At 38.9% G+C, this 12,479-nt stretch carries 11 protein-coding genes and 1 riboswitch; all 11 genes read left to right on the forward strand.

Features of this window, described 5'->3' with window-relative positions; genetic code table 11:
* The first annotated feature begins 6 nt into the window (after positions 1 to 6).
* Positions 7 to 1,044, forward strand: coding sequence for a 3-isopropylmalate dehydrogenase (gene leuB, locus K1I61_RS01925; RefSeq protein ID WP_223332953.1), 1,038 nt, complete (start codon positions 7 to 9; stop codon positions 1,042 to 1,044).
* Complete coding sequence (locus tag K1I61_RS01930) at positions 1,041 to 1,310, forward strand: DUF1294 domain-containing protein (protein ID WP_223332954.1); 270 nt, start codon at positions 1,041 to 1,043, stop codon at positions 1,308 to 1,310. Before leuB ends, K1I61_RS01930 begins: the two co-directional genes overlap by 4 nt.
* Positions 1,311 to 1,313: 3 nt before the next feature.
* The gene (gene leuC, locus K1I61_RS01935) at positions 1,314 to 2,696 is read left to right on the forward strand and encodes a 3-isopropylmalate dehydratase large subunit (RefSeq protein WP_223332955.1); all 1,383 of its coding nucleotides are present in this window, start codon (positions 1,314 to 1,316) and stop codon (positions 2,694 to 2,696) included.
* A gap of 9 nt (positions 2,697 to 2,705) precedes the next feature.
* The gene (gene leuD / locus K1I61_RS01940; RefSeq protein WP_223332956.1) at positions 2,706 to 3,299 is read left to right on the forward strand and encodes a 3-isopropylmalate dehydratase small subunit; all 594 of its coding nucleotides are present in this window, start codon (positions 2,706 to 2,708) and stop codon (positions 3,297 to 3,299) included.
* A gap of 23 nt (positions 3,300 to 3,322) precedes the next feature.
* Positions 3,323 to 4,102 (forward strand): L-threonylcarbamoyladenylate synthase, encoded by a 780-nt coding sequence (locus K1I61_RS01945; protein ID WP_223332958.1) that lies wholly within the window; start codon positions 3,323 to 3,325, stop codon positions 4,100 to 4,102.
* Positions 4,103 to 4,274: 172 nt separating this feature from the next.
* Positions 4,275 to 5,912 carry an AAA family ATPase gene (locus K1I61_RS01950; RefSeq protein ID WP_223332960.1) on the forward strand — a complete coding sequence of 546 codons (1,638 nt, stop codon included), beginning with the start codon at positions 4,275 to 4,277 and terminating at the stop codon, positions 5,910 to 5,912.
* On the forward strand, positions 5,899 to 7,194 hold the full coding sequence (locus K1I61_RS01955) for an McrC family protein (protein ID WP_223333182.1): 1,296 nt from the start codon (positions 5,899 to 5,901) through the stop codon (positions 7,192 to 7,194). The genes K1I61_RS01950 and K1I61_RS01955 overlap by 14 nt, the downstream gene beginning before the upstream one ends.
* 183 nt (positions 7,195 to 7,377) lie before the next feature.
* Positions 7,378 to 8,361 carry a GMP reductase gene (gene guaC / locus K1I61_RS01960; RefSeq protein ID WP_223332962.1) on the forward strand — a complete coding sequence of 328 codons (984 nt, stop codon included), beginning with the start codon at positions 7,378 to 7,380 and terminating at the stop codon, positions 8,359 to 8,361.
* Positions 8,354 to 8,450: riboswitch (purine riboswitch) on the forward strand. (Overlaps the previous gene by 8 nt.)
* A 76-nt stretch (positions 8,451 to 8,526) precedes the next feature.
* The gene (locus K1I61_RS01965; protein ID WP_223332965.1) at positions 8,527 to 9,108 is read left to right on the forward strand and encodes a xanthine phosphoribosyltransferase; all 582 of its coding nucleotides are present in this window, start codon (positions 8,527 to 8,529) and stop codon (positions 9,106 to 9,108) included.
* On the forward strand, positions 9,108 to 10,367 hold the full coding sequence (locus K1I61_RS01970; RefSeq protein WP_223332967.1) for a nucleobase:cation symporter-2 family protein: 1,260 nt from the start codon (positions 9,108 to 9,110) through the stop codon (positions 10,365 to 10,367). Before K1I61_RS01965 ends, K1I61_RS01970 begins: the two co-directional genes overlap by 1 nt.
* A 93-nt stretch (positions 10,368 to 10,460) precedes the next feature.
* On the forward strand, positions 10,461 to 12,419 hold the full coding sequence (gene ligA, locus K1I61_RS01975; RefSeq protein ID WP_223332970.1) for an NAD-dependent DNA ligase LigA: 1,959 nt from the start codon (positions 10,461 to 10,463) through the stop codon (positions 12,417 to 12,419).
* Positions 12,420 to 12,479 lie beyond the last annotated feature (60 nt).

The following is a 12,479-nucleotide window of genomic DNA, read 5'->3' on the forward strand; positions in this document are numbered from 1 at the left end:
TAAGCTATGACAAAAAAAATTGTTGCCCTAGCAGGTGATGGGATTGGGCCAGAAATCATGGAAGCTGGTTTAGAAGTTCTAGCATCTATAGCCAAAAAAACAGACTTTGACATTGAGATAGTCAAACAACCTTTTGGCGGTGCAGGTATTGATGCTGAGGGTCACCCCTTACCAGAAGCAACACTCAAGGCTTCTAGGGAAGCGGACGCTATCCTCCTTGCTGCAATCGGTAGTCCTCAGTATGATGATGCTCTAGTTCGACCTGAACAGGGGCTTCTAGCACTCCGCAAGGAACTTAATCTTTATGCCAATATTCGTCCAGTTAAAATTTTTGATAGTCTTAAGCACTTATCGCCTCTCAAACCTGAACGAATTGCTGGTGTTGACTTTGTTGTAGTACGTGAGTTGACAGGTGGGATTTACTTTGGTGATCATATCCTTGAAGACCGAAAAGCGCGTGATATCAATGACTATAGCTATGAGGAAGTAGAGCGGATCATTCGTAAGGCTTTTGAAATCGCAAGAAATCGGAGAAAAATCCTTACAAGTATTGATAAGCAAAATGTTTTGGCAACCTCAAAACTTTGGCGAAGAGTGGCTGAGGAAGTCGCAAAAGATTTTCCAGATGTAATCCTGGAACACCAGTTGGTCGACTCAGCTGCTATGCTCATGATTACCAATCCAGCCAAGTTTGATGTTATCGTGACAGAGAATCTTTTCGGAGATATCCTCTCAGACGAATCAAGTGTTTTATCTGGTACACTTGGGGTTATGCCATCAGCCAGTCATTCTGAGAATGGACCGAGTCTCTATGAACCCATTCATGGTTCAGCGCCTGATATAGCAGGCCTAGGAATCGCCAATCCTATTTCGATGATTTTATCAATTGCTATGATGTTGCGAGATAGTTTTGGACGATATGAGGATGCTGACCGTATTGAGTGCGCTGTTGAAGCAACTTTAGCTGCAGGAATTTTAACGAGAGATATAGGAGGACAGGCTTCTACCAAGGAAATGACAGAAGCCATTATCACAAGACTATGAAGATAAATCAAGGAATTACTTTTGTCCTACTGATTTGGAATCTTTTGACTTTTATGATCTATGGAATTGACAAATCCAGGGCAAAGAGAGGTGCTTGGCGCATCCCTGAAAAATATTTATTATCAATTGCATTCTTGTGTGGTGGTTTTGGTGCTTGGTTGGCAGGTGTTACCTTTCACCACAAGACTAGAAAATGGTATTTTAAAACGGTTTGGTTCCTAGGAATAGTGACTACACTAGTAGCTTTGTATTTGATATGGAGGTAATGAATGGCAGGAAAATCGATTTTTGATAAATTATGGGACCTCCATGTGATTACAGGAGAAGAAGGACAGCCTCAACTCATGTATGTAGATCAGCACTATATTCACGAGGTGACCAGTCCTCAAGCTTTTCAAGGATTGCGAGATGCAGGACGTAGATTGAGACGACCAGATTTAACATTTGGTACCTTTGACCACAATGTCCCGACGGTTAATATTTATGATATTCGAGATGTAATCTCAAAAGCACAGATTGATAAGTTAGCTGAAAATGTTGAAGAGTTTGGAATCGAACACGCTCCCCACGGTTCAGAAAAGCAAGGTATCGTTCATATGGTTGGTCCAGAAACAGGAAGAACACAACCAGGAAAATTTATCGTTTGCGGAGATAGCCATACAGCGACCCATGGAGCTTTTGGAGCCATCGCATTCGGAATTGGGACTAGTGAAGTCGAACATGTCTTTGCAACCCAAACCATTTGGCAGGTTAAACCCAAGAAAATGTTGGTGGAATTCACAGGAGTTCCTCAAAAAGGGGTTTATGCCAAAGATTTCATTCTAGCCTTGATTGCCAAATACGGCGTTGCCTGTGGTGTAGGCTACGTGGTGGAGTATCGGGGTCAGGCCATTGATGCACTTAGCATGGAAGAGCGAATGACTATCTGCAATATGTCCATCGAATTTGGTTCCAAAATGGGAATTATGAATCCAGATCAGAGGACTTATGATTATTTGAAGGGACGTGAGTGTGTTCCAAAGGATTTTGATGCAGCAGTTGCTGATTGGAAAAGACTGGTTAGTGATGACGATGCCGTCTATGACAAGGTGATTCGTATGGATGTTTCAGAATTAGCACCTATGGTAACTTGGGGAACTAATCCTGCCATGGGAGTTGACTTTGAAACTAGCTTCCCAGAAATAAAAGATATGAATGATGAACGTGCTTATCATTACATGGATTTGCAACCAGGTCAAAAACCAGCAGATATCCAACTAGGCTATGTCTTTATTGGTTCTTGTACCAACGCTAGACTTAGCGATTTGCAACTGGCTGCGCGATTTGTCAAAGGGAAGAAGATTGCTCCCAATCTAACAGCAATCGTAGTACCAGGTTCTCGTCCAGTCAAGCGAGCTGCTGAGAAGTTAGGTTTGGATAAGGTTTTCTTAGATGCTGGGTTTGAGTGGAGAGACCCAGGTTGCTCTATGTGTTTAGGGATGAATCCTGACAAGGTGCCAGATGGTGTTCACTGCGCCTCAACTAGCAACCGTAACTTTGAAGATAGACAGGGATTTGGAGCGAAGACTCATCTTTGTAGTCCAGCAATGGCAGCTGCGGCAGCTATCGCAGGGCGCTTCGTAGATGTTCGGAAAATGCCTGAAGCCCAGTAAGGAGAGGATATGGAAAAATTTACAGTTTATACAGGAACAACGGTTCCTCTGATGAATGACAATATCGATACCGACCAAATTCTTCCCAAACAGTTTCTGAAGTTGATTGACAAGAAAGGCTTTGGCAAGTACCTCATGTATGCTTGGCGTTATCTAGATGATCAGTATACTGAGGATCCTGACTTTGTCTTTAATCGGTCAGAGTACCGTAAGGCTAGTATTCTCATCACAGGGGATAACTTTGGAGCTGGTTCTTCGAGGGAGCACGCAGCTTGGGCGCTAGCAGACTATGGTTTTAAGGTCGTAATTGCAGGATCTTTTGGGGATATTCATTACAATAATGAACTCAATAATGGTATGTTGCCTATTATTCAACCTAGGGAAGTTAGAGAAAAACTCGCCCAGCTCCAACCAACTGACAAAGTGACGGTTGACTTGGAACAACAAACAATCATCACACCAGTTGGAGAATTCACTTTCGAAATTGATAGTGAGTGGAAACACAAGCTCTTAAATGGTTTAGATGATATCGGTATTACTTTGCAGTATGAAGACTTGATTGCTGCTTATGAAAAACAACGACCAGCCTACTGGCAAGAATAAAAAATAGAAAAGGAAATAGAACTATGACAAAACACATTCAATGGAACGGAACACTTTCACAAGAAGGTTATGACATTTTAAAAGGTGAGGGCGGATGTATCGTTTGTCCTACTAAAGTTGGTTACATTATCATGACTAGCGATAAGGCAGGTCTTGAACGCAAATTTGAAGCTAAAGAGCGTAACCGTAACAAACCAGGTGTTGTCCTCTGCGGTAGCATGGACGAGCTTCGTGACTTAGCACAACTTAACCCAGAAATTGAAGCCTTCTACCAAAAACATTGGGACGAAGACATTCTTCTCGGTTGTATCCTTCCATGGAAACCAGAAGCCTTTGAAAAATTGAAAGCATACGGTGATGGTCGTGAAGAACTCATGACAGACGTGCGTGGAACGAGCTGTTTCGTTATCAAGTTTGGGAAAGCTGGTGAACAATTGGCTGCTAAACTCTGGGAAGAAGGCAAGATGGTCTACGCTTCATCAGCAAACCCATCTGGAAAAGGAAATCGTGGTAAGGTTGAAGGTATCGGTGAACGTATCGAAGGAGCAGTGGATCTTGTCATTGAAGCTGACGACTATGTTGCATCTATCCAGCCAGACAAAACGATTGAAACTCGTTACGAGCAAGGTGTGATGGTCTCTATGGTTGATAAGGATGGAAAACTCATCCCAGAACAAGGTGGAGCACGTTCAATTTCACCAGCTCCAGTTGTGATCCGTAAAGGACTGGATATTGATAAAATCATGATGCATCTATCAGATACCTTTAACTCATGGGATTACCGTCAAGGTGAGTATTATTAAGATTCAAAATAGTCTAGTGTTAAGAGCGGTTGAAGCTCCTAACGCTGGGCTTTTTATTTAGAAATTCTTTTCATTTTTCACAGGATATGATATTCTATATATGAAATAAATGAAAGTAGGATTTAGTAATCTTGGATATTAACTTTCCTATTTATAAAAACGGAGTAACAAAATGGAAGAGAAAGTAAATTATTGGATGATAGTTGCAGGAGGAGGTGGAAAGGTCTGGTCTTTATTTAAAGATGAAAATATTGCTTGCATAGATTTTGATTCTAATTTATCTAATATTTTAGGTTATAAAAATCCTCAAGAATTAAAGCAAGGAAAACAGAGGAATTTATTTATTTGGAAGTTTGCACATGACATAAAAATAAATGATTATATAATAGCTACCTCAGGATTTAACAAAATTTTAGGGATTGGTCAATGTGTGAAAACATATTACTTTGATGAAACAAAAACAGAGTTTAAACATTGTATTGGTGTCAATTGGTTGAAAGTAGATGGTGGATGGAAATACAAAGGTAAAAAAGGTGCAAGACAAACCATCAACTGGGACAGAAATAAGGAACGTATCGATTTATATAAATCGATATTAAATGGTACATACAGAGAAAATAAAGAGAAAGTTGTTATGAATAAAAATATTAATCATTATTTAGATAAATTAGTAAAATCCAAAAACCTCATCCTCCGTGGTGCACCTGGGACAGGTAAAACGTATTTAGCTAAAGAAATTGCTTTAGAATTAACAGGTGGAAACGAAGACCAAATCGAGTTTGTACAGTTTCACCCTTCGTATGACTATACAGATTTTGTAGAGGGGTTAAGACCGGATTCAAATGAGGATGGAACTATTGATTTTAAACTACAAGATGGTATCTTTAAGAAGTTTTGTCAATTAGCTAAAGAAGCTCAGAAGATTGGAGGGCAAGATAATTTTGATGAAGCTTGGGATCTTTATCTTGAGTATGTAAATAGTAGAGATGAAAAAGAGTATTTGACAGAATTTTCATATCTGACTGTAAATAGTAGAAATAATTTTAATGTCAATTATGAAACCAAGGCTCAAGGAACTGTCTTAACAAGAGAATATGTTTATGAACTCTATAAAGATGAAAAATATCCGAAGCAACTTTATTATCGTAGCCAAGGAAAAAAAGTACTCGAAACTTTAAGGAAAAAATTTGGACTTAAAGAATATGTTTCCCCAATAGGTATTAACGCTGACAAGAAATTCGTCTTCATCATTGATGAAATTAACCGAGGTGAGATTTCTAAGATTTTTGGAGAGCTCTTTTTCTCTATTGACCCTGGCTATCGTGGTGAAAAGGGAAGTGTTTCTACTCAATATGCCAATCTACACGAAACTGATGAAAAGTTCTATATCCCTGAAAATATCTATATTATCGGAACTATGAATGATATTGACCGTTCGGTAGATACCTTTGATTTTGCAATGCGCCGTCGTTTCCGTTTTGTTGAAGTTACTGCTGAAAGCCAACTAGGCATGCTAGATGATGCTCTTGGTGATAAGGCTGAAGAAGCTAAAGCGCGTCTAAGAAACTTGAATGCCGAAATTGAGAAAGTTCAGGAACTAAACAGTCATTATCATATCGGACCAAGTTATTTCCTTAAACTAGAAGAAGTAGATTTTGACTATGAGTTACTCTGGTCAGATTATCTTAAACCACTTTTGGAAGATTACTTGCGTGGTTCTTATGAAGAAGATACGACGCTGAATACTTTGAAAAAAGCATATAATCTGACAAATCAGCAAGATATTGGTGATGACGATGCGGATAACTGATAATCAACAGAGCATTAGCAAAGAAGAGTTTATCGCAAAATATCCTAAAATTAGTCAGGTTCTTTTAGATAGAACTCTAGATAATCTTTCTCAAGAAGATAGTATCTTTATATTTCCAAACGACCTGAAAAACTCTCCTGATTTGGATAAGGACCAAAAGATTTTGGAAACAGTCAATCAGAAAATTAAGACAGGAAATGTAATTGGTTTTTTGGGTTGTGGTCAGGAGAGATTAACGATTTCTTCTCGCTTTTCGAGTAAAAGTGATGACTATTTTTTGCATTATCTATTGCAGAAAGTTCTAAATATCAATCTCACTAGTTTGGATGTTGGTTTATCACGTGAGGAAAGATTCTATCAGCTTTTAATCTACCTCTTTCCAAAGTATCTGGAAGCAGCTATGCGAAAGGGACTTTATAAGGAATACCAGAGGTTTTCCCATAATAATAGTCATATCAAGGGAGTGATTGATGTAGTAAATCATCTCAAGAAAAATCTTCCTTTCACAGGTAATATTGCTTATACTACAAGAGAGTTTACTTTTGATAATCCGATAATGCAGCTGGTTCGTCATACGATCGAGTACATTAAAAATCAAAAATCTCTAGGAAGAGGCATCATTGATAGCAATCGTGAAAATATTACAGAAATAATTCGTGTAACACCCTCGTATAAACTAGCTGATCGTGCTAAGATTATTCGACGAAATCAAACTAAACCCCTTCGTCATGCCTACTTTCGAGAATATAGAAAGTTGCAAGAGCTTTGTCTGATGATATTAAACAGAGAAAAGCACGGTTTAGGATATCAAGAGCAAAAAATTCATGGTATTCTCTTTGACGTTGCTTGGCTTTGGGAAGAATATGTTCATACCTTGTTGCCAAAAGATTTCATGCATCCACGCAATAAAGAAAAGAAAGGTGGTATCTCTGTAATTTCTAGTGGGAAACGAAAGGTATATCCAGATTTTTATCATAAAGAGTTAAAAATCGTTTTAGATGCTAAATATAAAAAACTAGAATTGACTAAAAAGGGAATTAATCGTGATGATCTATTTCAATTGATTTCTTATGCTTATATCTTACAAGCAGAAAAAGCTGGCTTGATTTTCCCTAGCATAGATCAGACAGTAAGTAGTGAAATAGGAACGGTTGTAGGTTATGGGGTCTTACTTAAAAAGTGGTCTATCCAAATTCCTCAGAAAGCATCATCCTACAGCGAATTCAATGAAATGCTGGGGATGTCAGAAAAAATTTTTCGAAATAATATAAATCAAAAATAGAGAGTTCATAGACTCTCTGTTTTTTTATGAAACTATAAGCAAAATCCGAACGTTATAAATTTTAGGTTTCAAAATAATTGACAAAAACTTTACCTTAGTTTATAATCGTTAAAGGAAACGTCGGAAAAGACGTAGCGATGCGAAAGCATAGGAAGGTCATTATAAAAGAAACGAGACATCGAAATGTTAAATGAATTTCCGATTTTTGACTATGAAGATATTCAGCTAATTCCTAATAAGTGTGTTCTTAAAAGTCGTGTAGAAGCTGACACACACGTTACACTTGGAAAGCACACCTTTAAATTACCAGTTGTTCCTTCGAATATGCAAACAATCCTAGATGAAGATGTTGCAGAACAGCTTGCAAAAGGTGGTTATTTCTATATTATGCATCGCTTCGATGAAGCTGGACGCATCCCTTTTGTGAAACGCATGCATGAGAAAGGGTTAATTGCTTCTATCTCTGTTGGTGTTAAAGATTACGAGTATGATTTTGTAAGTCAATTAAAGGAAGATGCTCCAGAGTACATCACTATTGACATCGCTCATGGACATGCCGATAGTGTGATTTCAATGATTCAGCACATCAAGAAAGAATTGCCAGATACCTTTGTCATCGCTGGTAACGTTGGTACTCCAGAAGCCGTTCGTGAACTTGAAAATGCTGGTGCAGATGCTACTAAGGTCGGAATCGGTCCAGGTAAAGTATGTATTACTAAGGTTAAAACTGGTTTTGGTACTGGTGGTTGGCAGTTAGCAGCTCTTCGCTGGTGTGCTAAAGCTGCCCGTAAACCAATTATTGCCGATGGTGGTATCCGTACACATGGAGATATTGCTAAGTCAATCCGCTTCGGTGCAAGTATGGTTATGATTGGTTCTTTATTTGCAGGCCATATCGAAAGCCCTGGTAAAACTGTCGAAGTCGATGGTAAACAATTTAAAGAATACTATGGTTCTGCTTCAGAATACCAAAAGGGTGCCTATAAGAATGTCGAAGGTAAGAAAATTCTTCTTCCTGCCAAAGGACATTTACAAGATACCCTAACTGAGATGGAACAAGATTTGCAAAGTTCGATTTCTTATGCTGGAGGTCGAAAGGTAGCTGATCTTAGACATGTAGATTATGTGATTGTGAAGAACTCTATCTGGAATGGAGATGCTCACTAAAAATATGATTACTTATTTATGTCGCGAATTGGCGTGGCGTTTCTACAAGGTACCGTAAATACCTAACAATGAGTAAGTCGAAGAGAGATAAAAGAAGTAGTACTATCTGTTTCTATGTTTCCGAGGGACTTGCTTTGTGAGTCCCTTTTTATTTCGGAGGTTATTGTGAAATTACTAGAGGAACGTATTTTAAAAGATGGGAATATTCTAGGTGAGAATATTCTTAAGGTGGATTCCTTCTTGACCCACCAAGTGGATTTTTCCTTAATGCGCGAGATTGGCCGCACCTTTGCAGAATATTTTAAAAATGCAGGTATTACCAAAGTCGTAACCATTGAAGCATCTGGAATTGCTCCAGCTCTATATGTTGCAGAACAATTAGATGTACCTATGATTTTTGCTAAGAAGGCAAAAAATATTACCATGAATGAAGGAATTTTGACTGCTGAGGTTTATTCTTTCACGAAACAAGTTACTAGTACCGTATCCATTGCAGGGAAGTTCTTATCTCCAGGAGATAAAGTATTAATTATTGATGATTTTTTGGCTAATGGTCAAGCAGCTAAAGGTTTGGTTCAGATTATCGAACAAGCTGGTGCTACAGTCGAGGCCGTCGGGATTGTGATTGAAAAATCTTTCCAAGATGGTCGTGAACTGTTAGAAAAATCAGGTCATCAGGTCGTATCACTTGCTCGTTTAGAGCGTTTTGAAAATGGAAGAGTTATCTTCAAGGAGGCAGACATCTAATGAATCAAAAAGAAAATCACTCAAAAGCAGCCGTATTGGGCTTGCAACACTTACTTGCTATGTACTCAGGTTCAATCCTAGTACCAATTATGATTGCAGGTGCCCTAGGTTACTCACCTCAACAACTGACATACCTTATCTCTACAGATATCTTTATGTGTGGGGTTGCAACTCTATTGCAGTTACAATTAAATAAATATTTCGGTGTCGGTTTACCGGTTGTTCTAGGTGTGGCCTTCCAGTCTGTTGCTCCACTTATTATGATTGGACAAAGTCACGGTAGTGGTGCTATGTTTGGTGCCTTGATTGCTTCTGGTATTTATGTCGTTCTTGTTGCAGGTGTATTTTCTAAGATTGCTAATCTGTTCCCTTCAATCGTTACGGGTTCTGTCATTACAACAATCGGATTGACCTTGATTCCAGTAGCTATCGGAAATATGGGAAATAACGTCGAAAAACCAACGGGACAAAGTTTAGCATTAGCAACAATCACCATTCTCATCATTCTTTTGGTCAATATTTTTACAAAAGGATTTATTAAGTCAATTTCTATTTTGATTGGTTTGATTGCAGGTACTATCATCGCTGCGACTATGGGCTTGGTTGATTTCTCTCCAGTAGCAGAAGCTCCACTTGTTCATATCCCAACTCCATTCTACTTTGGTGCTCCACAATTTGAGATTTCTTCTATTGTAATGATGTGTATTATCGCTACTGTATCAATGGTAGAATCAACTGGTGTATACCTTGCCCTTTCTGATATTACTAAAGATCCAATCGATAGCACTCGTCTCCGTAATGGTTATCGTGCTGAAGGTATTGCGGTGCTTCTCGGTGGTATTTTCAATACCTTCCCTTATACAGGATTTTCTCAAAACGTTGGTTTGGTTAAACTATCAGGTATTCGTACCCGCTTGCCAATCTACTACGCAGCTGGTTTCCTTATCTTACTTGGTCTCTTGCCAAAATTTGGTGCCTTAGCTCAGATTATCCCAAGTCCTGTTTTAGGAGGAGCTATGCTTGTCATGTTTGGTTTTGTTTCTCTACAAGGGATGCAAATCTTGGCACGTGTGGATTTCGAACATAATGAACATAACTTCCTCATTGCAGCAGTTTCTATTTCTGCAGGGGTGGGATTAAATGGAAGCAACCTCTTCAATACTTTACCGACTGAATTACAAATGTTCTTCTCAAATGGTATCGTTATTGCAAGTACAGTAGCTATTATCTTGAATGCTATTTTGAACCGTAAAAAATAAAAATTAGTGAGAAGGGATAGAAAAGCCCTTCTCATTTTCTTTTTTAGAGCTTGAGTATTGTTTATAGAGTCCTTTTTATGGTAAAATGGTTCTATGAATGAAAGAATGAAAGAGCTCGTTGAGTTGCTCAATCGCTATGCGACAGAGTATTATACAAGTGACAATCCATCTGTATCTGATAGTGAGTATGACCGTCTTTATCGTGAATTGGTAGAGTTAGAAAAAGCTCATCCGGACCAAGTCTTGCCAGAAAGCCCGACACATCGTGTAGGTGGAAAGATTCTTGATGGATTTGAAAAATATAGTCATCAGTATCCTCTCTATAGTTTGCAGGATGCTTTTTCACGTGAAGAATTGGATGCCTTTGATGCGCGTGTCCGTAAAGAATTGGATGATGTCACTTATATTTGTGAGTTGAAGATTGATGGACTATCGATTTCCTTGACTTATGAGCAAGGACTTTTTGTTGCTGGAGCAACTCGTGGTGATGGTTCTATTGGTGAAAATATCACTGAAAATCTTAAACGAGTGAAAGACATTCCTTTATCCTTACCAGAGAAATTAGATATCACTGTTCGTGGTGAATGTTATATGCCAAGAGCTTCTTTCAATCAAGTCAATCTTGCTCGTCAAGAAAACGGTGAGCCGGAGTTTGCTAATCCACGAAATGCAGCTGCAGGAACCCTTCGCCAGTTAGATACAGCAGTAGTAGCTAAGCGTAATCTTGCAACTTTCCTCTATCAGGAAGCAAGTCCTTCAACTAGAGACAGCCAAGAGAAGGTTTTAAATCATCTGGAACAGTTGGGCTTTGTGGTTAACCCTAGACGACTATTAGCCCACAGCATGGACGAAGTTTGGGAATTTATCCAAGAAGTAGGCCAAGAAAGAGACCAATTGCCATATGATATCGACGGTGTCGTGATTAAGGTCAACGACCTAGCTGGTCAAGAGCAACTTGGTTTTACAGTTAAAGCACCTAAGTGGGCAGTAGCATATAAATTCCCAGCAGAAGAAAAAGAAGCAAAATTGCTTTCTGTTGACTGGACAGTTGGTCGTACGGGAGTTGTAACTCCGACTGCTAATCTTACTCCGGTGCAATTGGCAGGTACAACAGTTAGTCGTGCAACGCTTCATAATGTTGACTATATCGCTGAAAAGGATATCCGCAAGGATGATACAGTCATTGTCTACAAGGCAGGAGATATCATTCCAGCTGTTTTACGAGTGGTAGAGTCTAAGCGTGTGTCAGAGGAAAAACTAGATATTCCAACAAACTGTCCAAGTTGTGAGAGCAAGCTGTTACACTTTGAAGATGAGGTGGCTCTTCGTTGTATAAATCCACGTTGTCCAGCTCAAATCAAGGAAGGTCTAATTCACTTCGCATCCCGTGATGCCATGAATATTTCTGGCCTTGGACCATCTATCGTCGAGAAACTTTTTGCTACCGATTTGGTTAAAGATGTTGCAGATATATATCGTTTGACAGTTGAAGATTTTCTCTTGTTAGACGGCATCAAGGAGAAATCAGCTCAAAAGCTTTATCAGGCTATTCAAGCTTCTAAAGAAAATTCTGCTGAAAAACTTTTGTTTGGTTTAGGCATTCGTCATGTTGGTAGCAAGGCAAGTCAGTTACTCTTACAACATTTCCATTCAATCGTATCACTTGCTCAAGCAAGTCCTGATGAAGTTGCAGGCATCGAAAGTCTGGGAAGTGTCATTGCTCAAAGTCTCCAATCTTATTTTGAGACTGAGGGTGCAAAAATTCTTTTAAGTGAATTGAAAGAATTAGGTGTTAATCTAGACTATAAAGGACAGGTCGTTGCAGCAGATGCTGCCTTATCAGGTCTAACTGTCGTATTGACAGGGAAACTTGAACGTCTTACTCGCTCAGAAGCCAAAAGTAAGCTCGAAAATCTTGGAGCCAAGGTAACGGGTAGCGTATCGAAGAAGACTGACCTTGTAGTAGCAGGAGCCGATGCAGGAAGCAAACTCCAAAAAGCACAAGAACTTGGAATTGAGATTCGAGATGAAGCTTGGTTAGAGAGTTTGTAAGGAATACATAGTCTAGAATAATCATCTATGATTTCTTGCTTCTATCCAAATAAGTGAATC

The sequence above is a fragment of the Streptococcus infantis genome (assembly GCF_019929665.1).
Lineage (GTDB): Bacteria > Bacillota > Bacilli > Lactobacillales > Streptococcaceae > Streptococcus > Streptococcus infantis_H.